Below are 23,551 nucleotides of genomic sequence, written 5' to 3' on the forward strand. Positions count from 1 at the left end.
GCGCGCGCGCTGGTCGAAGAGGTGCTTTCCGAAGATGACAGCCAGATCCTCGCCCTGCAGATGAAAGCCGGCTGGCATATCGAGAACGATGAGGCGGGCGAAGCGATCCAGCTCCTGCGCAGTGCGCTCGACAAGGAACCAAAGAATGCCAAGACGCTGACCCTGATGGCCCAGGCGCATCTGCGGGACGGCAGCCGGAGCCTGGCGGGCGAGCGCCTGTCCCTCGCAGTCGAGGTGTCGAACAACGCGCCGGACGAATCCGTGCGCTATGCGAATTTTCTGCTGCAGGACGGCCGCTTCCCCCCTGCGGAAAGTGTTCTGATCGACGCTCTGCGGCGTTCACCGAATAACATTCAGATCCTTCAGACCCTTGGTGTCGCCTATCTGTCGCAGGCAGACTGGGGCCGCACCGAGGGCGTGATACGCCAGCTTGAGGGCGTCGGAACCCCGACGGCAGGAAATGTGGCCACGGCTCTGCAGGCCGAGCTTTTGCTGCGCCAGAACAAGACCGAAGAGAGCATCGCCTTTCTGCAAGGTCTGATCGACGAGGGGAGCGCGTCTCTCGAAGCCTCTGCCCTGATCGTGCAGACCCATTTGCGCGACGGCAATATTTCAGAGGCGCAGTCCTTCCTGGACGGGATCATCTCTGAAAACCCCGACAACATCCCGCTGCGCTATGTGCAGGCGGCGCTCTACTCGGCAAGCGGAGAGGTTGAAAAGGCCAAGGCAACCTATCGCAACCTGATTGTCGAAGACCCGCAGAACGATGCCCCGGTCCTCGCCCTTTTCGTGATATTGCGGGACGATGGTCAGCAAGAGGCGGCAACGCGTCTGCTGGATCAGGCGCTCGACAGAATGGAAGGGCCTCCCCCGCGTCTGAAGGCCGTGAAGGCCTCTCAGCTGGAAGAAGAGGGCGATTTCGACGGGGCCATCGCGATCTATGAAGAGCTTTACGCCCAGAACACCGACAATATCGTTCTGGCCAACAACCTCGCCAGCCTGATCACGACCCATCGCGACGATGCCGAAAGCCTTGAACGCGCCGATGCCGTCGCCCGCCGCCTGCGCGGCGTCGAGGTCCCGGCGTTCCAGGATACCTATGGCTGGATTCAGTATCGCCGCGGAAATTTCGAGGAAGCGGTCGAGTATCTGGAACCGGCTGCTGCCGGCCTGCCGGATGATCCATTGGTGCAGGCGCATCTTGGCCTTGCCTATGCCGCAACCGAGCAGGTGAATCTGGCTCGCGAAACCCTGATCCGGGCGCTGGAAATGGCGGGCGACAGCACCCTGCCCCGCTATGATCAGGCACGCGAGGTGCTCGAAAGCCTGCCCGAGGCGCAGCCTCAAACCGATCAGAACTGAATGTTGCAAATGAGCGACGGACACGTCGGGTTCCCGCCGGCCCGGTAAAAACGGCTTTGATCGATGGGAAAATCTGGGTAAGCAGAATAAAAGCCACATAAAAAGACGGCTATACATACGCCTGTAGCCTCAGAGGTCCTGATCATGAGCCGCCTATTTGCCCTATTTGTCGCGCTGTTGCTGACTGCAACCACTGCCACCGCACAGCAACAATACAGACTGAGACCCGGTGACGTCTTGCGGATTGATATCCTTGAGGATTCCTCTCTGAACAGACAGGAATTCATCCTGCCGGACGGGCGCATCAACGTCCCGCTTGCCGGCTCGATCCTTGCCGGGGGCCGCACGGTCAGCCAGGTTCAGGCGAACATCACCACGGCGCTGGCCCCGAATTTTGCCGCGCCTCCCACCGTTTTTGTCTCTGTCGTGGGGCTTGGCGGGTCGGGTGAGGCCATCGAACAGGCCAATCTGATCGATGTCTATATCGCCGGTGAAGCGGCGAACCCGGGCAAGCGTCAGATCGAAGCCGGGACAACCCTGCTGCAGTTTCTGGGCGAGATCGGCGGGTTCAGCCGCTTTGCCGCCATCAAACGTCTGCAGCTGCGGCGCCCGTCCTCCCAGGGCGGCGAACAGATATTCATCATCAATTATCGCGATATTGAGCGTGGTGCTCCGATCAAGTCGAACATCGTCATGAAGGATGGTGATACGCTGGTCGTGCCGCAACGACGGCTTTTTGAATAAAAAGCACGATGCACGTCAGGGGTGATGTGCATCTGACAGCAGGGGCAGTGTTTTGGGCAGTTTGTTCAACAGGAAAATTGGATTGGCAGCTGTCCTGGCCGCCTCGACGGTGACGGTGTCGATCGCCCAAGAGGGCGAGGCTCCCACCAGACGGTTTGGCCTGACCCTGGATCAGCGGTTCAGCGCAACGGACAATCAGGCGCGCGATCCCGACAGCGCCGGGGTGACCTATAATTCGACAACCCGGCTGGGGTTTACCGCGGTCACGCGCAACCCGCTCAACCAGCTCGATTTTTCCACCTCCACGGCCCTGCGCTTCAGCGAACGCCCCGATGAAGACAACATATCAGAGCTCGACAATCCCCGGCTGAACCTGAACTACATCCGCTCCGGCGCCACCAGCACCTTTTCGATTTCGGGCAATATCCGCAGGGATGACATCGATTTCCTGCAGCCGCTTGATGATTTCGTGAACGAGGAGGGCGAGCTTGAGATCCCCGATGACATCGATGATCTGAACGCATCCGGCACCCGCACAAGCTATCGCTCGGACGTATCGCTGAACCTGCTGCGCGACGCGCCGGTGTCGCTGACGTTCAACTTTGGTGTGAATGGGCGGGACTACAGCGATGTGACCGACCCCGATCTTTTCGACACCCGGACCACGCGCTATGGCGTCACCGCCGGGTTCCAGCTGGGGCCGGAGTTCGACGGCAGGCTGTCGCTGACGGAATCCCGGTTTCGGGCCGATGATGAGGACCAGACCCGCCGGGACCGGCAAGGGGTGACCTTCAGCGTGGACAAGGCGCTGTCGAAGGTTCTGACCGGGCGCGCCTCGATCGGCCGCACGGAAATCGAGACCGAGACCATAAACGGCACGACCCGCACGACAGGGACCGATGGCTCCCTGGGCCTGACCCTGGCCCGGCCCAATGGGGATATCGGCCTGAATTTCTCCAACAGCACCAATGTGAACGGCGACCGCCGGCGGCTGAACCTGCAGCGCAGTCTGGATCTGCCAAACGGGTCCCTCTCTGCCCGGATAGGCCTTACGCGCCTTGAGGAGGGCAATACCGATACGACCGCCGGTTTGCGGTACAACCAGAGACTGCCCAATGGCCGCATGGCGTTCTCGCTGGACCGGTCGATCCGGTTTGTCGAAGAAGACGGCAACGACCAGGAATTCCTGAGCGCCTCGGCGAGCCACACCTATGACATCAACCAGATTTCATCTGTCACCCTGCGGGGCGCCCTGAGCCAGAATGAGGATTCCGACCGCACCACCCTGAGCGTCAACTACAACTATGCCCTGACCGAGGATTGGAACCTGACGTCCGGATACAGCTATTCCACGCTGGACGAGGACAACAGCTCCCGGGCGGACACACATCAGATTTTCGTCGGCTTCAGCCGCCGGTTCGACCTGCCCTTCTGACCCTCTCACATCCGCCCCGGAGGACACGCCGGGGTCGGAAACCCCTGCCCCGCACTACACGGAATATTGATCATACCGGATGCCGTCTGCCATGGGCCTTGCAACCTAATTTCTCGCCTTTAAATCGTATTTAGGATATGGTCCTGCAGAAGTTCTGTAGCGACCCCGATTTTATTTCTGCTTCTGCCAAGGTTTTTTGTAATGATGACAAAGATTTTCAATCCAGCGCCGTCTTTGACAGATCTTCGTGTGAACCCGACCGGGCTTTTCTGGTTCGGGCTGCTGGTGATCGGCGCCCTGCCCGTCTTCTGGATGGGCCTGGCCTCGCTTCTGTCGGCCTGGAGCACACCGGAATACAGCCACGGGCCGCTTATCCCGCTGATTTCTTTGTATCTTTTCCTCAGAGAGCTGCGCAACGCCCCACCCGACAGGCTGCATGCGCCCGTGGATCGCCGCCCCGGGCTGCTGGTGGTGCTGGCCTCCCTGATCCTGGGCATCTTCGGCAATCTGGTGCAGATCCCCGACATCATCACCTATGCCTTCATCATCTGGGTCGGTGGCGTGGTGCTGACCTGCTTTGGCTGGCAGCGCGGCAAACACCACCAGCTGCCGGTGCTGCATCTGGTCTTCATGCTGCCCCTGCCACAGTTTCTCTATTGGAAACTGACCATTTTCCTGCAGGGCGTCAGTTCGGAACTGGGCGTGTGGTTCGTGGCCCTTGCCGGGGTGCCCGTCTACCTGGAAGGCAACATCATCGATCTGGGGGTCTACAAGCTGCATGTGGCCGAGGCCTGCTCCGGCCTGCGCTACCTCTTCCCGATCCTCAGCTTTTCCTACCTGACGGCGATCCTCTACCGCGGGCCGATGTGGCACAAGGCACTGCTGCTGCTGGCCGCCGCCCCCATCACGGTCTTCATGAATTCCTTCCGCATCGGCGTGATCGGCGTTCTGGTCAACAGCTACGGGATCGAACACGCCCAGGGCTTCATGCATTTCTTCGAGGGCTGGATCATCTTCCTGGCCTGCATCGGCATCCTGTTCCTGATGGCCATTGCCCTGCAGCGGCTGACCCCGAACCCGCTGCCGTTGGCGGATGCCATTGATCTGGACTTCCAGGGCTTCGGCGGCCAGTTCAAGAAGTTCTTTGCCCTCTCCAGCGCACGCACCCTCGTGGTCACCGCGCTGATGACCACGGTGATCGGCCTGGCCTTTGTGCTGGCCCCCTCCCCGCAGCGTCAGCATGTGGACCGCGACAGCTTCCAGCTGTTCCCCCGCGATCTGGCGGGTTGGTCGGGCTCCATGCGGTCACTGGACCCGGAGATCGAACGCGTTCTGGGCGCCAGTGACTACGTGAACGGCACTTACCACAACGCCGATGAAGCGGCCTACGTCAACTTCTTTGTCGCCTATTACGACAAGCAGACAGAAGGCTCCGGCATTCACAGCCCGGAGGTTTGTCTGCCGGTCGGTGGCTGGGAAGTCTTCAGCCTCGACACCCATCAGGTCACCATCGCAGACACGGTCTATGGCACCTTCGACGTGAACCGGGCAGTGATCCAGAAAGGCCTGTCCAAGCAGCTGGTCTATTACTGGTTCGAACAGCGCGGGCGCCGCATGACCAATGATTTCGCCGCGAAAGCGACCGTTGTCTATGACAGCCTCGTCAAAGGCCGCACCGATGGGGCGATGGTGCGCTATGTGACGCCCATTGCCGAAGACGAGAGCGAGGCGGACGCGGACGCCCGCCTGCAGCGGTTCATGGGGGTCAGCCTGGCACGGCTGCCCCGCTTCGTGCCCGAATAATCCGCCTCAGGGCGCCAGCACTGTGATCCCGCGCGCCGCCAGCCGGTCGCGGGAGCGCTGCAGGATCGCCTCGAGTTCCGCAACACTCTTGGCGCTCTGCCAGACAATCATCTCGGCACAGTCAAAGCTGCCCACAAAGGATCCGGCATCGAAATGCACATCCCCCAGGGCGACATTCACCGCCCGCACCGTACCTCTGCCCGCATTGCCTGAGCTGACGATACTGGTCCCCAGCGTCCCGCGGAAATAGACATGCTCCCCCGTCGCACTGAGCGAGACCGCCAGGAAATAGAAGGCGTCGAGCGGCGAGCTGTTGTCCAGCTCGACAATCTCGGTCCCGCCCTTGTTGCGCACATGCAGATCGTTGGTGTCCCAGGTGAACGGAGACCAGCCTGCCTGCTCGACCCCTGCCCCGCTGTCCATGACACCCCCCAGAATGGCCCGTGAGGCCCCCTGAGGGCGCCGTACAACGGCACAGAAGGTAATATCGGCACTATCTGCCACATGGCTCAGCAAACCGTTCCCCTGGCCCAGAATGCTCAGGTAGCCGCTTGACCGGGTGGGCTGCGCGCCATTGGCGGTCAGCGCCTGCCCGGTGATCATGTCACTGTCCGTGACATTGTCGGTGCCAAAGAACCAATGCCCCTGCGCATCGGCTTCCGCCTCCGCCGGGATGGCGAGCGAGAAAGGTGTGCCCGAAGCGGTGGCCGAGAAGCTGCCTGTTCCGACCGCCGTGACCGCGGCAACCCGGTAGGTATATGCCGTGCCGTTTGTCAGGCCGGTGTGGGTGAAGCCCGTGTTTGCGGAGACGCCATCCGTCACGGCGGCAAAACCACTGCCGCTGTCGACCTCGATGAGGTAATCCGTGATCGCGCTGCCGCCATCGGCAGGCGCGGACCATGTCAGGGTGATTTCACCATCGCCCTCGGTCACCGAGAGATCCGCGACCTGATCCGGCAAGACAGCGCTCGCGGTCGCGATGGTGATGGTGGCCGGCGCTTCGTCAGAGAGGGCCTGCACCGTGTATGTGCCATCCGGCAGCAGCCCGCTGACGTTGAAAGGGACATTCCCCGCCAGTGTCGTCACCGCACCGGTCGAGGTATTGCGAAATGAAAAAGTGGGCATGTCAGCTTCCTTCCATGACAGTTGTACCCACCACAATTGGCGTGGGAACGTCGGTGTAAGAGTGAATTGTTTGATCTGCGATCTGCCATCCGTCCGGCACGTTCTGGTCCGCGTTTGCCAGAGCGGTGGCGTAGCGCGCGCCCAGGGTGCGCATGGAGGCCGCATCGAAATGGATGCCATCAAAGACGCTCAGCCCGGTGCTGGCGGCATAAGACGAATAGGCCACCCGGTTGGGCGTATCCTCAATGCCGGCCTGTACGGTCTGACGGTTTGAGTTCCCCGCGACCCAGGGCGGCGCCAGCCCCCCCAGAACAAAGGGCGTGCTGTCATCTGCGGCCGCGATCCCGCTGCGCAACGCGGCAATCATCGCATCCTGCGCCGCTGCGTGCGCGCCAGCGTCCCCGGCTGTCTCCGCATCCGTCTCCCCCTGATGCCACAGAATGCCGCGGAACAGAAAATCCGGGTGCGCCGCCATCAGCGCGTTGCTCCGGTCTACAGCATCCTGAAACAGATCGTTGCCCGGGTTCCAGCGGTTGTTCTGGAAACCGGATCCGCCCCGTGCAGCGGGGACAAGCACCAGATCCACATCAGGATGCTGCGCCAGGTAATCTATGCTGAACTGCAGCGCCCAGCCCATCGCGCCGGGCAGCCTCTGCGTGCCGTGATCCAGTGGCCGTGTCGCGGGGATCAGCACCTGATCGTCATGTGACGTCAAAAACGACGCATCCGCATTGTCCGGGCTTCTGCTCCACTGCCGCACGTTGCCCGGCCAGTCCGCCCCGCCGTCAAACGCAACACGGCTGGTGGCGTTCGACTGGCCTGCCAGCAGGAAAACATGGGTTGTGCGGTTGGAAGAGACCGTGAGCACGTTATCCGCCCACGGGCTGACGGTGGCCACCTGCCATGTGCCTTCGCCCACAACCCCTGACGCGTCAAAGGGCACGGTACCCGATGCCCGGATCAACGCACCTGTCACGGTGTTGCGAAAAAGAAAATCTATCATGGGTTTCAGACCTCGATTATGGAAGCGGTAACTGCCGGTGGGGAGGGCACCCCCGGAACGTTCAGGATGATCAATCCGCTCAGCAGCCAGTCGCCCGTGATCACGGAAATGGTGTTGCTATAGGCAAAAAGCGGCGCGTACCCGGCCCGAAAGCAACGGACCAGGACACGGATGTCGGCCCCGGAATCGGCAAGCGTTTTTTGGTATGTAGACCCTGTTTCGCCCGGAATAGAGACTGAATCGCGCAACCACTGGCGCGTCACGATCGCATCTGCGGGTGCTGCGACCTGCACCGGCTGCAGCGTGAGCGTCCCGCTCAGCGTCTCATCCCCCGAAATCACCGGGGCCGCCCCAAGCACGATGGCCGGCAGGGACGGGGCCGCAACACCGCCCGGGGCGTTTACCCCAACTGAGAGACCAAGCTGCATCAGCTCAGACCGACAATGCCTGTTGCATCCGTGCCTGTCGCCCAGACCCGGCGCGCGCGCAGCGGGAAGGCGATGCCGGCGGCGACATAGACCTGCGCCTCATCGCCGTTGACCGTCGTGACCCGCACGACACCGGCAGAGGAGACGTTGATGGCGCGTGTTGCGCGTGCCAGATCGGTGCTGTCGCTGGGAACGATCGCTGCAAGAGACGCAGGCGGGCTGTCCAGGCCAGCTTGATAGGATTCAAAGAAATCGGTCATGAAAGTCTCCTGTGCGAGGGGAACGGTCTGGGATCAGAATGCCAGCAGCACTTTGCCCGAGAGAAAGCCTGCGACGGCGGACCATAGGAAGATTGGATTAACGAGTGGCGAGGGCTGCGTACGCTCTCTTGCGCCGCCCCCTGCCCGGTGTCAGAACAAGGCGATGATGCCAATGCAGAATACGCAGACCGGGTGGCGCCTTCTCATCCTCCTCCTGATCGCGGTCAATGTCATTCCCGAAGCCATTCTGCAGATGGCCGAAGCCGGTTGGATCGGTGCCGCACACTGGCGTCTGACGGCCTATGGCTATGGCGCGCTCTGGAAAGGTCTGCTGGCGGGCTGGCAGCCCAATTTCACCGGCCAACCCGCCCTGATGTTCCTCAGCTACGGGTTCCTGCACGCAGGCTTCCTGCATCTGGCGGGCAACATCATCGGCATTCTCTGGCTGGCACCGCTGACGGCCCGGCAGGTCGGGGCAGCGGGTCTGGCCCTGATCTATGCGATCTCTGTCCTGGGCGGCGGTCTGGTCTTTGTTCTGCTGTCCGACAGCATCCGCCCGATGGTGGGGGCGTCAGGGGCCGTCTACGGGCTGGCCACCGCCTGGATCTACTGGGACTACCGGGAACGCCGACAACAGCGCCTGCCCCTCGGGATCATCTGGGCCAAATTGCTGACCGTCTGCCTGTGCAATCTCATCGGGTGGTGGATCGCCGCCGGGGAAATGGCCTGGCAGACCCATCTGGGGGGCATGATCGCCGCCTGGTGCTGCGCCCGGGCTCTCAGACGGCCCCAGGACAGCGAACCACCGTCCCCGCAGCCCTAGCGCTCAAAGACCCGGTCATAGGCCGCCAGCAAATGCGGCGCGGAATGATCCCAGGACAGGTTCTCCAACACGCGCGCGCGCCCCAGCAGGCCCATCTGGTGCCCCTTCTCGGGATCTTCGATGAGATCGGCCAATTTCGCCGCGAAATCCTGCGGATCATTGGCCATCGCATACAACGAGGCGTCACCCGCTGACGCCCGGCCCTCCTTGAGGTCAAACTGCACGCTGGGCTTTTCAAGGGTCATATATTCCATGACCTTGTTCATGGTGGAGATATCATTCATCTCGTTCTTCGGATCCGGCGCCACGCCGATATCGGCCGTATTGAGCACCCGCAGCAGATCATCCCCGTAAAGCGGGCCTGTGAAGGTGAAATACGGCTCTAATCCGCGGCTTTTCACGTCCTCGATCACATTCGGCACTTCCGGTCCAAAGCCGACGATGGCGAAATGCACATCCTTGTGCCCCAGGCTGTGGATCAGATGCTCGGCGGCCTGCACCAGCAGATCCATGCCTTCCTGCTGGCCGATGACGCCGACATAGCCGATCAGCGTCGACGCCCCCTTTTTCACCTCGGGGTCTGCCGGGCCGGGCTTGAACTTCTCGATCTGCGGGGCGGAGCGGACCACAAAGACATCATCGGGCGACATGCGCCCGCGCCGGATCGCAATCTCGCGGAAACTTTCATTGGTCGCCATGGAGACATGGGCGGTGGCAAAGGTCATCCGTTCCCAGAGCTTCATGATCTTGTAGAGCACACCCTTATTGCCGAATTTCGCCTCGAAAAGTTCCGGGCAGACATCGTGGTGATCAAAGAGGTACCGCACGCCCGACAGCCGGTAGCGCAGCGCCAGCAGAAAGATCAGATCCGGCGGGTTGCAGCCGTGAATGACATCAAAGCCGCGCTCGCGCCGGACGGTGCGGGCCAGGCGGAACATGTGCCACAGCGCGCCACCCCATTCACGGGCATAGGAGAGCGCCCCGGAATGCGCCTCGGGCGGTTCGGGGTAGCGGTAGATGTGCACCCCGTCGATCTCTTCGTACTGCGCATCCCAGCCGCGCCCCGTGGGGCAGATGACACTGACGCGGTAGCCCTGCCCGGCCAGCGTGGTCGCCTCAAGCCAGACACGACGATCCAGAGGCACCGGCAGGTTTTCAACGACGATCAGAACCCTGCGGTTGGTCTTGTCTGTCATATCATTGCTCTATTCTGATCTCGCCCGCCTCTACCTACCCAAGCCGCCCCTCTGATACCAGAGACAATCGCGGGGCATGGGAATTCCGAATCTGTCGGGGAGAAAGTGAATTCTATCAAGGGTATAGGGAAATTTGTTTCGCGTGCGAAACATTTCACTGCTGCTGCAGCCATGCCTGCAGGCGCTTTTGGAACTCGGGGGTGACCGCCTTGCCGCTCAGGGAAAGGGTCAGCCCGGACCGCCCGGCGCTGGTCTTGAGAAACACGCCCGCGGTGACCTCTTCGGCGGCAGGTTTACGCGGGGCGGTTTTCTGCGGCCGGTCGGCCAGGGTCTCCGACAACAGCGCGATCTCTTCCTCGGCGGTTGACGGGTCGGCCTTGCGCAGCCGGTCCTTGAGCCGCACGACAAAGCCCGCATCCTTGTCCAGCCGTGCTGCCAGCGCCAGCCCCAGCCGTTCTGCAATCGCCGTCGGAAACCGCAGCATGTCTCCCAGCACATGATGCAGGGTGACAAAACTGTTGATCTTGGAGCGTTTGGACCGGCTCGCGGTGCTGAAGAGCGCCTGCACCGCCTTGGCCGTGGTGGGATAAAGTCCAAGCTCTGCCGCTTTCGCAGCGATCCGTGCGCGTTCGAAATAGGACAGGCCCACCCGGATTTCGTTTTCCTCGACCATGGCCAGATAGGCATCGGCGGCGGTGTCGGGTTTGCGGATGATCGCCAGGATCGTGTCGGCCTGCAGCTGGCGCAGCGCCTGCAGCCGCCGCCAGCCGGAGATCAACCCATAGCGCCCCGGGGCCAGCTCCAGCACTTCGATCGGGGTCTGCTGGCCGCGCTCCTGCAGGCTCTGCATTAGGCTGCGCATCTCATCGTCATCCAGGGCCACACGGTCGCGGATCAGGTGATCACCCTCGATGGCCTCCAGCGGCAGTTCCAGCAGCAGACGGCCCGCGTCACGCGCGCTCTGAAAGGCGTCGGCCACCTCCTCCAGTGCTGCATGAGTGGCTGCCTCACCCGCCACATGGGCGATGGGGGCTCGCAGCGGGCTGGCAGGTGATTGCGGCGGGCGCTCCACAGAGCCTGCATCGCCGCGGGCAGGGGTCAGTCTCTTACGCTTTGCCATCGGCACTCTCCTCTTCTGCAGCCGCCAGTTCATCCCGCCGCCAGCAGCCCAGCAAAAGCCGCTTGAACGCGGCATATGTCTCGTCAAACACCTCGCGGCCCCGCACATAGGTGTCGCGGTTGAAGTCCCGGTAATCCGCCTCGTAGATGCCGGAGACCTGTTCGCCCGCCTGACCGATCAGTGCCGTGAAATCCTGCCGGTGCGGCGAGAGTACAGGGCCCAGATAGGACTGCATGAGGGCCGCCAGCTCGCCCTGCTGGGCGGCATCGTACCGGGTGACCACGGCGCGCACCGCATCCCACTCAAAGGCCAGTTCTTCGCGCCCCAGGGCGCGGGAGGCCACGTTTTCCCCCTCTTCGATGGAGGCAAAGGTCGAATGCAGCATATCGAAAAACCGCCCCGTGCTGTCGAACTCCAGAAACGACGCCCCCAGCGGCACCAGCAGAATATCCGCCGCCGCCAGCCCGTTGATGGTCAGATAGCCCAGGGCAGGCGGCGTATCGAGGAACACCAGGTCATACTCCTCCAGCACGCCGTCTTCTTCCAACGTCTCGGCCAGCGCGTCCCACAGCTTCCACTGCCGCAGCCCGGTGCGCCAGACCGGGATCTGGAACTCGGCCCAATAGAGGTTGAGCTGCGCGCCAATGAGGTCGATATTCGGCCAATGGGTGGTCTGGATCAGATCCTGCGCGGTCAGCTTCATCGCATCGCTGAGCGTGTCGTCAAAGGGCAGGGGAGGCTCACCCCGGTCGATCCGGCGCTGGTTCTCATCGCGCAGCCGGGCGCCGTAGTGGCGCGCCATCAGCGGAAAGACCGTCTGCCATTCATCCGCAACCTGTCCGCCCAGAATGGAGGTCATGGAACCCTGGCTGTCCAGATCAATCACCAGCACCTTGTAGCCGTCCAGCGCGGCAGACATGGCCAGATGTGCTGCGGTGGAGGTCTTGCCCACACCACCCTTGAAGTTGGTCACCGCCACGATCTTTGCTGGCAGCCCCTCGGGCCGGTAGGGTAGGTATTCCTTGGCCTTTGATCCCTCCGCCCCGAAATGCGCCCGCAGCCTGAGGACTTCATCTAGTGAAAACCATTTGGCCCCGCCCTCACTTTCCGACCGCCCCTGGGGCAGGCTGGGGGTGTTCTTGAGGACGCGGCGAAAATGCTGGGGGGCCACGGGGATCAGGTATTTTGTGATCTCCCAGGTCGAGAACAGCCGCAGGCTTTTACGGCCGGTGCCATCCAGCCCCCGGCTTGCCAGATCCTCACGGCCCGCGGCACAGGAGGCCGCAATCTGCGCAAAGCCCGATGTATCCACAGGGGCGTCTAGGGCCGCCAAAGCAGCATCGGGGGCGATGTTGAAATAGGGGGGAAGATCGCTGGGAGACCGGACCATATCATGCTCGATGTTAGCTGTTTTCTATAATATACCTGAAAACACGTTACATGGAATGAAAAACGGCACACATCTGTATTTCTAAGCAAAATCAAGGCTGAATCCAAAGAACGACCCATGGATATTCGGGAAATTCCAAAAAAATATCAGTTAGATATTTGTTATATAGTAGTTACGGGATAACCCTATTTCTCTATTCCCTTGTAATTGAAGCTTTTATTAGGTTCCATTTCAAACAAGTGACTCTGATCCCACGAAAGAGCGACTCTGGTCCCACGTTCACCCGACTCCGATCCCACGTTGGTGGAATAGACCGACCCTGTGGATATCTCTAAGGTGGGCGTCAATAAAACCACGATACGATTCGCCGGATCAACCGGTGATCCATTGAGCAGAACCAGAACGGGGCAGGCACATCATGGGGCCAAGGCAAACGGGTGTGGCAGCGGGGCAGGGGCTTTTGCCCGACCGTTATCCGACGGCGGATTTCTTTGTCTGCGATATTTTTGATGCCATCCCCAAGGCCGATCTGGGCACGATGGAACATCCGGTATTTTCGCTCTCCACCCGGCCGGACAGGCGCATTCTGGACTACGCCCACAACGGGGTGGAAATCTCGGTGATCCCCTCGGTGAAGGGGCTGGCCACAATCCACGACAAGGACATCCTGATCTTCTGTATCAGCCAGTTGATGGCGGCGCTGAACGCGGGCCGCGAGATCAGCCGCACGGTCAAGCTCAAGGCGCATGACCTGCTGGTGGCCACGAACCGCGACACCTCCGGGGATGGGTACAAGCGGCTGCGCGATGCCTTTGAGCGTCTGGCGGGCACACGGATCACCACCAACCTTTCCACCGGTCCGAAAGACGATCAGATAGAGGTCACGCGCGGCTTTGGCCTGATTGAGAGCTGGGAGATCATTCGCCATTCCCGCAAGGGTCGGATGATCTCTGTCTCCGTGACCCTGTCAGAGTGGCTCTATCGCGCGGTGCTGGGCAAATCCGTGCTGACCCTGAACCGGGATTACTTCCGCCTGCGCAAGCCGCTGGAGCGGCGGGTCTATGAGCTGGCGCGCAAACACTGCGGGCGGCAGAGCAGCTGGCGGATTTCCGTCGACACGCTGCACAAGAAATCAGGCTCTGCCAGCCCGCGCCGGGTGTTCCGCGCCATGCTGCGCCAGATCATCCAGGCGGACATCCTGCCGGACTATCACATCACCGAGGAACCGGGCGACCTGATCCGGTTTACCCTGCGCGATCAGGTGATCGAGAGCGGGGCGGGCCCTGTTCTGTCGCCGGAGGTCTTCGAGGAAATCCGTGCCCTGGCCCCCGGGCGGGACGTCTATGCGCTGGAGGCCGAATGGCGGCGCTTCTGGGCCAGCTCCGGCAGGCCCCGGCTGCGCTCTCCAGACAAGGCCTTTGTCGGCTGGGTGCGGTCGCGCAAGGAATGAAGCGGCCCTATTTCCCGTAATAGTCTCTGAACCAGGCGACAAAGGCCTGCACCCCGTCGCGGAAATCGGTCTGCGGCCGGTAACCTGTCAGGGTTTTGAGCAGATCGGCATTGGCCCAGGTGGCCGGCACGTCTCCGGTCTGCATCGGCATCATGTTGCGGATGGCCTTTTGACCGAGGCTGTCCTCGATGGCCTCGATGAAATCCAGCAGCCGCACCTTGTCGGAATTGCCGATGTTGACGACACGGAAAGGGGCGGCGGGGCTGAGGCTGTCGCCTTCGGGGACGCTCTCGCCCGGGGCCGGGCGCTGCGGCACCGCATCCACCAGCAGGCGGATGCCGCGCACGAGGTCCGTCACATAGGTGAAATCGCGGTACATCTCGCCATTGTTGTAGATGTCGATGGGCCGGCCTTCGAGGATGGCATCGACAAATTTGAAAAGCGCCATATCCGGGCGGCCCCAGGGGCCATAGACGGTAAAGAAACGGAACATCGTCGTGGGCAGGTCGTAGAGATGCGCATAGGAATGCCCCATCGCCTCATTGGCCTTTTTCGTGGCCGCATAGATGGTCAGGGGCGTGTCGGCCTTATCCGTCTCTGCGAAGGGCATTTCCTCATTGGCGCCATAGACCGAGGAGGTCGAGGCCATGAGCAAATGCTGCACCTTGAGCTGGCGCGCGGCCTCCATCACGTTGAAGGTACCCACCACATTGCTCTCGATATAGGCGCGGGGGTTTTCCAGGCTGTAACGCACCCCGGCCTGGCCCGCGAGATGCACGATCACATCGGGCTGGAAGTTTTCCGCCATGGCCTGGAAGGTCTCGTTGTCCTCCAGCATGGCCTCGGTCATGGAGAAGCCCGGTTTCTGCAGCAGCTTCTGGTGCCGGCGCTGTTTCAGCGTGACATCGTAATAATCGGTCAGCCCGTCAAAGCCATGTACGGTAAAACCTTCGTCCAGCAGCAGTTCCGCCAGATGAAACCCGATGAAACCTGCGGTTCCGGTGATGAGAATACGCTTCATTATTGATTATGCCTTGCCGAGGGAGGGGGATTTCAGGAGGTGGGGGTCTCTTATGTCGCGCGGCTGCCCCGCCGGGCACAACCGTTTCAGACTACCGCGGTCCATAACGTCCGATCACGAAATGCCATGCCCCCTGCGCCATGGCGGCAAGTTTCGACAGTTTGTTGTCTTCGAACAGGATCACATTCCGTGTGGCGTATACGATGTTTTTGATGTGCTGCATCCCATATTGCGGGAATTTCCGGCGCATATAGAGGCGGTTGCGCACCTGATAATAGCGGCGTGTCGGATTGTAGTTCGTGGTCGTGTAAGAGCGTCCGCGGAATTCCTTGGGTTCGGGATCGCCCCTGTTGTGACGCATCTGGACCGCCCGATCCTGCATGATGCGGAACCCGGCCTCTTTCAACCGGAAGCAATATTCAAAATCGACCTGATCAATGAACAGGTCTTCATTGAACCCGTTGATCCGGGAGAAGGCGGACATGCGGTTCAGACAGCCGGACGTAATGACCTTGTTGACGTCTCTCAGACCCGTTTTTGACGTGCTGCCGGTTTCTGAATACCCAATGACGGCAATGTCTGAAGACGCCGTCTCGATGTTTGCAAGCAGCAAGGAGACGTTCTCGCTTTCAAAAGAACTGTCCTGATCCATGGAGAGGACCCATTCCGCGCCAAGCTGCCGGGCGGTCTCGAAGCCGCGGTTCAGGGCTGCCGCGATCCCAAGGTTCTGATGCAGGGCCTGATAATGGACACCTGCGACGTCTGCCAGCAGGGCGGCGTTGTCGGTATTCGAGTTGTCGATGACGACGACATGGTCAACATGCTCTGCGTAACTCTTCAGATTTTCAACGAACAGCGGTTCGGGATTATACCAGATAACAACAGCGGCGGTTTTCATGTTTCGTGCTCCGCGCCCCTTACAAAACGGGCCATTGGGGCGGTTCTAGACTGCCTTACCAATGGGATGTAGCTTTATTTGGGCTTTACGGCTGAATTTTTCCAAAGGTCGATTCGAGATGCCGCGTAGAAGTCTGGCGCGGGACATGCCATACCGCCATCTGCCCCGTCTGAGTGAGGTGTGAAATGAAGCCGCGTATCGCAATCTGCTTTTTCGGGATCACCCGCTCGCTGCCGCATACGCTGCCCTCTATCGAGGCGCATGTGCTGGCCCCGGCCCGTGCGCTTGGGCAGGTGCGGATCTATGCGCATCTCTTTCGTCAGGACCAGATCGAGAACCCGCGGACGGGGGAAACGGGCACGCTGGACCCGCTGGAATACGAACTGCTGCAGGCCGACCGCCTGGAGCTGGAAGCGCCGGGAAACTGTCTCGAACACTGGGATTTCGAGGCCCTCAAGACCCATGGGGATTTCTGGCGCAACGGGTTTGCCTCGCTGCGCAACCTGGTGCACCAGCAGCACTCGCTGCACCGGGTCAGCAGCCTGGTGCTGGAGGAGGGGGACACCGATATCTGCGTCTTTGTCCGGCCGGACCTGCGCTATCATGACAGCCTCGCGGTGCCGCTGCGTGCGGCCCTGACGGCGCCTGTGGGCACGGTGCTCCTGCCGCGCTGGCAGCCCTGGTTCGGGTATAACGACCGCTTTGCCATCGCGGTGGGGGCAGGGGCCATTGCCGCCTACGGCCAGCGCGCCGAGGATGCGTTGAACTACTGCCGTGATCGCGCCGCGCCACTGCATTCCGAACGGATGCTGAAATACCGGCTGGACGGGCAGGGGATCCGGGTGCGCAGGATTGCCGCCCGCGCCAGCCGGGTGCGGGCCGATGGCACCGAAGCGGCGGAGGATTTTTCGTGGCAGCTGGGCATAAAGGCGAAATATTACGCAAAGGCCGCCCTTGCCCGTATCGGATTGAAATCAACGGTCAAAAACTTGCTGCGCAGGGGCAGGGCGGGGTAGACCGCAAACGGTCCAATCTGTATCGCGTGAAACCGGATCGCCGCAAAAAAGGGATGAAACATGCCAATCGTCCGTATCGGGTCGTCTCTGGTTTACTACGCACATGTGCCCAAATGCGCCGGAACCTCCGTTGAGCATTATCTGATCGAAAGATTTGGCCCGCTTGCCTTTCTGAACGGGGACCGCAAGACGCCTGGGCCGCAAAGATGGTCCGCGACATCCCCGCAGCATATAGATGTGTCCACGTTGCAGGGCCTCTTTCCCCCCGATTTTTTCGAGACGTCTTTTGCCGTGGTGCGCCACCCGGTGTCCCGGATGGTCAGTGCCTTTGGGTTTCATCAGGCCCGGCGGCTGATCCCGCTGCGCATGACCTTCGAGACTTGGCTCACCACATATGCCCGTGACCGCGAGACGACGCCCTACCAGTTTGACAACCATCTGCGCCGGATGACGGAAATTGTCCCCGATGGCGCCCATGTCTTCAAGATGGAGGAGGAGGGGCTGAAGGCGATCGTGCCCTGGCTCGACACGCTGGCAGGTAATGACGCGGGTCCCCGGGAAATCCCCAAAGCCAACAAGACCGACGACGTGATCTGGAAATCGCGGACACCCTGGAAAGAGTGGATCAGATCGCGGCTGCAGGCCGACAAACCCCCTGTGAACGATACTACCTGCAGTCTGGTCTACAGTCTCTACAAGGAAGATTACGACCGGTTTGGCTATGACCCGGCCGGGCCGCCCAAACGGGCGTGACAGACAAAAAAACCCCGACCGCAAGGGCCGGGGTTTCTGAAAATGGTCTTTGGGGTGCCGGGCCGGATCAGGCCAGATCAAAGACACCTTCTGTCATTGTGAACCATGCCAGCTTTTCCACCGCATGGGTGATCTCGCTGTCATAGGATTCTTCCTCCTCGACGCGCACCGAAACGCGGCCATCGGAGCCTCTGTCATAGCGCAGTCCCGAAGGGTCGGTCCCAATGAGCGTCTGCATGTCGGCAAAGAAGGCTTCATTGCCGTCCAGGACCGTGCCGGTGTTGGTATAGTTGTGATCTGCGTTCACAAAGCCTCTCTCGAAGATGGAGCTGCCGTCGGCAATATCCAGCGCGACCCAGTAGAGGTTCTCATCGTCGATATCTCTGACGGTGTTACGATCACTTTCCTGGGCCTGCAGTCTGAAGTCGAAGGAATCCGCCGAGATATCGTCCAGACGGTGCGTGATGGCACGGTCTTCCGCATCGCCGGTCAATTGCGCAAACACCATTGGCTTGTCGTCAAACCCGTTCAGGGCAACGGTACCGCCATCGGTGGTCTTGGCATCCGCCTTGCCGAAGGAGATTTTTGTGCCATCGGTCATGACGTGGTCGCCAACGCTGCCGGCCATCCAGCTGATGTTCACGGGGATATGGTAATCGTCCAGGTAATCCCATTCATCGATCTGGAATTCGAAACCGTTCTCGGTCACGTTACGCACACGCACTGTCAACGGCTGGTCTCCGTCGGAGGAGGCCGGACCCATCACAACTGCGGCATTCTCGATGGCCTGGTCGAAGCTGATGCTGTGCCACTGGTTGGCATCCATCTGTTCCACCCGCGTATTCCCGATCTCGATATGCGCGTCGGAACCTTCCACCGGATCTACAGGAGGATCTACCGGATCCACGGGGTCGGGATCGGTATCCGCGCCGGTGTCAGGGTCGGGGTCCGCTGCGGGGGCCTTGTCAATCTCCGTCATGTTGACCGTGTAGGACTCATTGCTGGAGGCAGAGATGTTCCCGTAGTTTGCTTTCAACTGGGCAATCACATCGGCCACGTCCAGAGTCGCATCGTTGAACTGCAGCTTTTCGATATTGATCAGCGTGTTTTCATCACCTGCCTGATTGAAGATCCGGATGGGTCCACCATTGGCAGCCTCCGCGTCATAAACAATCTGGAAGTTCTCGATGACGTTGCTGAAAACGGCGCTGTCAGTTCCTTCGCCGCCGTCAAGCGTATCATTGCCGCCACCGCCGTTCAGCTTGTCGTTGCCGCCCATCCCGTAGATCATATCGTTCCCGAGACCACTGGAGATCTCGTTATCGGCGGCGTTGCCGGTGATGTTGTCGTCACCCGACCCGGTGATGGCATTCTCGATCACGGTATCGCGGGCGATCGAGACATTGCCCTTCTTGCCGTTGAGGTCGGAATAGGTCTCCTGGCGCATGTCCAGCCGCTGATCGGCAGAGCGCGAGCCCAGGTTGATCAGGTCGATGCCGCCATTGTCGTGGATCATCACCGAGCGCGAGCTGGGCAGGTCCATGGCGAACTGGCCGGTGTTGTTGCCATCGCCATAGACGCTGTCGCCGGTATGCACGCTTGTCGGTGTGCCGTAGAGGCTGTGGATCGCCGCGACATCGCCCAGCTGTGGGGTCGCCAGACGCAGTTTGCTGGCATCGGTATTGGGGTTATCGTTCTGGTCAAAATACGACATGACCGTGGTCTGCCAGCTGTCATTGGCGAAATGCGCATTCGAGCCGAAGCCGGCGCTGCCGTTGTAGTTGCCGGAGTGACCCAGGCCCAGGGCGTGGCCGATCTCATGGATGTAGGTCTGCAGGTAGTAGGAGCCGTATTTCGTCCAGCCGTCATCGATGTTGATGGAGGCGCTCTGGATCGTGTTGCCGATCGTGGTCGAGCTGGCATAGGCGCCGGCATTGCTCTCACCAAAGGTGATATCCGCCGTCGACATGCTGCGGCCGCCGCTGATGTTCAGCTCGTAGTTGCCGGTGTTCGTGCCGTAGCCGCTTGCCTCGATGTAGAAGGTGCCGCTCTGACCGGCGGTGAACTCGATCTCGGAGGACCGGTCGCCTGCGGCGCGGTCGTCATTCTGGGCAACACTGTCGCCATTGGGGTTGATCAGCTTCAGGAAAGTGTCGCTGATCTGACCGCCGGATCCGTCACCCGACATGGTGATGGTATAGGTCTCGCCGGCTTCCAGCTCGACTGCGATCCAGTCCTTTTCATTGGCGCTGCTGATCGATCCCTTGAACTGTTCGCCCACATCCAGCTGTGCCGATGTGCTGGCATTGCCGGCGGCGTCCGAACCTTCCTGATGGATCGCGGTTGGCGCGCTGTCGACGGTCGACTGGTTGCTGATTTCGACGAATTCCAGGCCGCTGACGGCTGTCCAGGCGTCCAGCGCCTGACGGGCGGTCGCGGCACCGGTTGTGCCCAGGGCAGAGAGGTCCACGGTCAGGACGTCGCCGGTCTGGACGTCAAACGACCGCGGCGCGCGGCCGGTATCGCTCCAGTACCCTTCGGTCAGGTAATCGGCGATTTCATCGTAGGAATAGGTCGGCAGCCCACCGGCATCCCCGGATGAGGCAGAGCCTGAATGGTCGATGGAAGAGCCGTCTTCGAGGCTTTCCAGGTCGTGGTAGTCATAGGTTTCAACAGTGGGGTTCAGTGTCTGGCAGAGGGTACACATTATAGGGGTCTTTCGCGGTTCAAAGCGCACCTGACGTGAGGCGTTGGCCTACATCGGGATGTTGCTGGATTGCAGAAGTTGTTTGGCGAAGTCGTTCAGCATTTGATCCGTCAGGACGGTGTCCATGGCGGAAAGCTCCAGAGTGGGTCCGGTTTCAAGCGCGCCCCCAGCGGCTTGCCAGACGAGATACCCTGAAATGCTGTCATCAGTTTGTACGTTCTGCACAAAGCGGATTGTCATGTAGTGCGGATCAGGCACGGGTGTGTCCTCGGACACCACCCTGACATCGCGCTGTTTGGCCGTCAGGACCAACACATCTGCAAGTGCCTTGCAGACCGGTGTGTCCTGATCGTGGCCGCAAATCAGATAGACGGGCGGTTCAGTGCCAGTATCCGTGCCGCCGGCAAGTGCCGAAGTACTTGCGGCGAGAAGCAGGGTCATGGCTGATCCGCGTGTGAGATTTGTGAGTGTTTTGAACATTGCCTATCAGTTTTTTTAGTCGTGTTTCTTAGTCGTGATTTCGACGAGATGACGTTGATCATGCTGATCGTGTGACCAAGTCTTACGAGAGGATTAAGGGTTAATTTGGACGCAATCCGGGCTGATCTGAGAACCTTGCGGCGCAATCGGGGCGGGACGGTGACGTCCTGCCTTGGTTGGGTTTCGGATGCAAAGGAGTACCTTCCGCTGATCAATGTGAGAGCGCTCACATTCAGCAGAGCCAAAGTCGCGATGATGCATAAAGAGGGGTAGGTCTTTCTTGTTTGTCGTAGAGTGGACCAACAGTAATCGGGACTTGAACAGACTTCCGGCGGCGCGGATAACCCTACCTGCAAGAAATGCCCAATCCTTTTGTGACAAACCGCAGTAGATGGGCGGATGGCTGCTCGTTTTACGGGAATGAGCGCCGATTTCCGCGTAATTCAGGTGTGATTGGTTTTAAGAAAATGATCCGTAAACTTTAATGAAACGCTAATCTGTCCTAAAAAAATGCTACTGATTCGTGCTATGCGTGTAATCAGTTGAGATTACATTCGTATAGCGAGCCAGGATGCACTATCGCCCCGACGTAGACGGCCTGCGGGCAGTGGCTGTTTTATCCGTCATTTTCTACCATGCAGGGATCGTGGTTTTCAGTGGTGGCTTCATTGGCGTGGACGTCTTCTTTGTCCTGTCGGGCTATCTGATCACGTCACTGATGCTGAAAGACATGTCGGCCGGACGCTTCAGCCTGCTGCATTTCTACGAACGCCGGGCGCGCCGCATCCTGCCTGCCCTGATCGTGGTGGCGCTTGTCTGCCTGCCTTTTGCCTGGGTGTTGATGGTGCCGGCCCAGTTTGTCGATTTCTCCCAGAGCCTGGTTGCTGTCGCCACTTTCTCCTCCAATATCCTCTTTCTGCTTGAAAGCGGCTATTTCGAAGGGTCAGCGGAACTCAAGCCCCTGCTGCACACCTGGAGCCTGGCAGTTGAGGAGCAGTTCTACCTGCTCTTCCCGCTGCTGCTGATGGCGCTGTGGCGGTTTGGCCGGTCCCGTGTCGTGCAGGTTCTGATCACCATCCTGCTGCTCAGCCTGGCGTGGAGCGAGTGGGGTTGGCGGCATCTGCCGGATGCCAATTTCTACCTGCTGCCGTCGCGCGCCTGGGAGCTGCTGGCCGGCAGCCTCTGTGCCTTTGTGCTGCAGGGGGGGCCGGCCCGGGCCCGCAACCTGCCGGCGGCGGCCGGTCTGGGGATGATCCTGCTTGCCGTCTTCCTCTATGACACCAGCACGCCGGTGCCATCGCTTTATATGCTCCTGCCGGTGGGGGGGACCTGCCTCGTCATCCTCTTTGCCGGGCCCGGCACCTGGGTTGCTGCGCTGCTCTCCACCAGGGCGTTGGTCGGTATCGGCCTGATCAGCTATTCGGCCTATCTGTGGCACCAGCCGCTTTTCGTCTTTGCGCGGTTGCAGCTCTGGCTCCCGCCGACGCCTGCAGCCATGCTGGGGCTCTCTGCGGTCAGCCTGGTTCTGGGCTGGATCAGCTGGCGCTATGTGGAACAGCCCTTCCGGCGGGCGGGGCCGCTGCTGGCAGCGCGCCCGCAGGTGTTCACGGCAAGCGCTCTGACCAGTGCCCTGATCCTTGCCGTCGGGCTTGTGGGGCATTTCGCCAATGGCTTTCCGAACCGGCTGCCTGCCGGGTACGAAATACGGCAGGAGCGGCTGGCAGAGCTGCGCGCGGTGCGTCATGCCGACATCCGGTCGGGGGTCTGCAATTTCAACCGCAAGGGTCCGCACCGGACGCTGGAGGACTTCCTGGGCCACTGGGATTGCGCGCCCGAGGAACAGGGCGCCCGGGCGCCGCGCCTCATCGTGGTCGGGGACAGCCATGCGGCGGATATTTCAAGTGCGCTGACCCTGAATGGCATAGACCACATCCAGATCACCAGTTCCGCCTGTCCGCTCCTTCTGGACAAGGCGGGGCTCCCGCCCAATTGCGCAGCTGTCCGCACCCTGCTGGACAAACACCTGCGGGCCGATGACTGGGTCATTCTCGCCAATCAGTTCCAGCGCGACGAGGCGACACAAAGCTATATCCGCAATGTGATGCAGGAATGGGCGCCCCGCAGTGCCAAGACATTATTGCTCGCGCCGCGGTTCGAGTTTCCCAGGTTCGAAAACGCCTTTCTGATGCAGGGGCCGGAACGGTTGCATAATCTGCCCCCCGAAACGACCGTATGGCAGGACTTCACCGAGGCCGTCGCCACGCTGGACGTGCCCAAGACCATGCGGGTGATCGACACGGTATCCCTGCTCTGCTCTGATCTGGCCCATTGCACCGCGGTGAAGGATGGTCAGCTGATGTATGTGGACAGCCACCATTTTTCCGGTCAGGCGGCCAGACAGGTCGGCGCAGGTCTGGCCCAGCATCTGCAGGCCGAGGGCTGGTAAGCGGCTATTTGCATGTGACATCGCTGACCCTTTGAACGATGCTGATAGAGTGGCAAGCCTCTGGCGCGTGCCGAAGCTCATTGGAAATGGA

20 protein-coding genes are annotated in these 23,551 nt (G+C 60.8%); 9 read left to right on the forward strand and 11 right to left on the reverse strand.

Annotated features, from left to right (window positions below; genetic code table 11):
- From ISX84_RS21200 to xrtD, 4 genes are all read left to right on the forward strand, one after another.
- The coding region (locus ISX84_RS21200) for a tetratricopeptide repeat protein (protein WP_195822419.1) at positions 1-1,362 on the forward strand (1,362 nt) is incomplete at its 5' end.
- Positions 1,363-1,506: 144 nt separating this feature from the next.
- Positions 1,507-2,106, forward strand: a complete 600-nt coding sequence (locus tag ISX84_RS21205; protein WP_195822420.1) for a polysaccharide biosynthesis/export family protein — start codon at positions 1,507-1,509, stop codon at positions 2,104-2,106.
- 82 nt (positions 2,107-2,188) lie between these two features.
- On the forward strand, positions 2,189-3,541 hold the full coding sequence (locus ISX84_RS21210) for a hypothetical protein (RefSeq protein ID WP_195822421.1): 1,353 nt from the start codon (positions 2,189-2,191) through the stop codon (positions 3,539-3,541).
- Between the two features lie 204 nt (positions 3,542-3,745).
- Entirely contained in the window at positions 3,746-5,344 is a 1,599-nt protein-coding gene (xrtD, locus tag ISX84_RS21215; RefSeq protein WP_195822496.1) for a VPLPA-CTERM-specific exosortase XrtD, read from the forward strand.
- A 6-nt stretch (positions 5,345-5,350) separates the two neighbouring features.
- Here the strand turns inward: xrtD and ISX84_RS21220 are convergent, their stop codons facing one another.
- From ISX84_RS21220 to ISX84_RS21235, 4 genes are read right to left on the reverse strand one after another with little or no spacing between them, the layout of a single operon-like run.
- Positions 5,351-6,469: a fibronectin type III domain-containing protein gene (locus tag ISX84_RS21220; protein ID WP_195822422.1), complete on the reverse strand. Its 1,119-nt coding sequence runs from the start codon at positions 6,467-6,469 to the stop codon at positions 5,351-5,353.
- Position 6,470: 1 nt separating this feature from the next.
- Positions 6,471-7,472: a sialate O-acetylesterase gene (locus ISX84_RS21225; RefSeq protein ID WP_195822423.1), complete on the reverse strand. Its 1,002-nt coding sequence runs from the start codon at positions 7,470-7,472 to the stop codon at positions 6,471-6,473.
- A gap of 5 nt (positions 7,473-7,477) precedes the next feature.
- A complete protein-coding gene (locus ISX84_RS21230) occupies positions 7,478-7,900 on the reverse strand; it encodes a hypothetical protein (protein ID WP_195822424.1) in 423 nt (140 codons plus the stop codon).
- Complete coding sequence (locus ISX84_RS21235; RefSeq protein WP_195822425.1) at positions 7,900-8,160, reverse strand: spike base protein, RCAP_Rcc01079 family; 261 nt, start codon at positions 8,158-8,160, stop codon at positions 7,900-7,902. The genes ISX84_RS21230 and ISX84_RS21235 overlap by 1 nt, the downstream gene beginning before the upstream one ends.
- 172 nt (positions 8,161-8,332) lie before the next feature.
- On the opposite strand from ISX84_RS21235, the gene ISX84_RS21240 reads away from it, so the two are divergent.
- A complete protein-coding gene (locus tag ISX84_RS21240) occupies positions 8,333-8,983 on the forward strand; it encodes a rhomboid family intramembrane serine protease (protein WP_195822426.1) in 651 nt (216 codons plus the stop codon).
- Here the strand turns inward: ISX84_RS21240 and ISX84_RS21245 are convergent.
- The 3 genes from ISX84_RS21245 to ISX84_RS21255 form a co-directional block, all read right to left on the reverse strand.
- Positions 8,980-10,179 carry a glycosyltransferase family 4 protein gene (locus tag ISX84_RS21245; protein ID WP_195822427.1) on the reverse strand — a complete coding sequence of 400 codons (1,200 nt, stop codon included), beginning with the start codon at positions 10,177-10,179 and terminating at the stop codon, positions 8,980-8,982. The genes ISX84_RS21240 and ISX84_RS21245 overlap by 4 nt on opposite strands.
- A gap of 154 nt (positions 10,180-10,333) precedes the next feature.
- Complete coding sequence (locus tag ISX84_RS21250; protein ID WP_195822428.1) at positions 10,334-11,299, reverse strand: ParB/RepB/Spo0J family partition protein; 966 nt, start codon at positions 11,297-11,299, stop codon at positions 10,334-10,336.
- Entirely contained in the window at positions 11,286-12,689 is a 1,404-nt protein-coding gene (locus ISX84_RS21255) for an AAA family ATPase (RefSeq protein WP_195822429.1), read from the reverse strand. The genes ISX84_RS21250 and ISX84_RS21255 overlap by 14 nt, the downstream gene beginning before the upstream one ends.
- A gap of 418 nt (positions 12,690-13,107) precedes the next feature.
- Here ISX84_RS21255 and ISX84_RS21260 point away from each other — a divergent pair, with 418 nt between their 5' ends.
- Complete coding sequence (locus ISX84_RS21260) at positions 13,108-14,139, forward strand: replication initiator protein A (protein WP_195822430.1); 1,032 nt, start codon at positions 13,108-13,110, stop codon at positions 14,137-14,139.
- A 7-nt stretch (positions 14,140-14,146) separates the two neighbouring features.
- On the opposite strand, the gene ISX84_RS21265 is transcribed toward ISX84_RS21260, so the two are convergent.
- Both ISX84_RS21265 and ISX84_RS21270 read right to left on the reverse strand, forming a co-directional pair.
- Positions 14,147-15,160, reverse strand: a complete 1,014-nt coding sequence (locus ISX84_RS21265; RefSeq protein ID WP_195822431.1) for an NAD-dependent epimerase/dehydratase family protein — start codon at positions 15,158-15,160, stop codon at positions 14,147-14,149.
- A 91-nt stretch (positions 15,161-15,251) separates the two neighbouring features.
- Positions 15,252-16,058 carry a glycosyltransferase family 2 protein gene (locus ISX84_RS21270; RefSeq protein WP_195822432.1) on the reverse strand — a complete coding sequence of 269 codons (807 nt, stop codon included), beginning with the start codon at positions 16,056-16,058 and terminating at the stop codon, positions 15,252-15,254.
- Between the two features lie 185 nt (positions 16,059-16,243).
- Between ISX84_RS21270 and ISX84_RS21275 the strand changes: the two genes are divergently transcribed.
- Positions 16,244-17,074, forward strand: a complete 831-nt coding sequence (locus tag ISX84_RS21275) for a hypothetical protein (protein WP_195822433.1) — start codon at positions 16,244-16,246, stop codon at positions 17,072-17,074.
- A 60-nt stretch (positions 17,075-17,134) separates the two neighbouring features.
- Positions 17,135-17,827 carry a sulfotransferase family 2 domain-containing protein gene (locus tag ISX84_RS21280; RefSeq protein WP_195822434.1) on the forward strand — a complete coding sequence of 231 codons (693 nt, stop codon included), beginning with the start codon at positions 17,135-17,137 and terminating at the stop codon, positions 17,825-17,827.
- 67 nt (positions 17,828-17,894) lie between these two features.
- Here the strand turns inward: ISX84_RS21280 and ISX84_RS21285 are convergent, their stop codons facing one another.
- On the reverse strand, positions 17,895-20,534 hold the full coding sequence (locus ISX84_RS21285) for a M10 family metallopeptidase C-terminal domain-containing protein (RefSeq protein ID WP_195822435.1): 2,640 nt from the start codon (positions 20,532-20,534) through the stop codon (positions 17,895-17,897).
- Between the two features lie 48 nt (positions 20,535-20,582).
- Complete coding sequence (locus ISX84_RS21290; protein ID WP_195822436.1) at positions 20,583-20,975, reverse strand: hypothetical protein; 393 nt, start codon at positions 20,973-20,975, stop codon at positions 20,583-20,585.
- A 610-nt stretch (positions 20,976-21,585) separates the two neighbouring features.
- Between ISX84_RS21290 and ISX84_RS21295 the strand changes: the two genes are divergently transcribed.
- Entirely contained in the window at positions 21,586-23,460 is a 1,875-nt protein-coding gene (locus tag ISX84_RS21295; protein WP_195822437.1) for an acyltransferase family protein, read from the forward strand.
- The last annotated feature ends 91 nt before the right edge of the window (positions 23,461-23,551 follow it).

It is taken from the genome of Roseobacter sp. MH60115 (assembly GCF_015644665.1).
GTDB lineage: Bacteria > Pseudomonadota > Alphaproteobacteria > Rhodobacterales > Rhodobacteraceae > Roseobacter.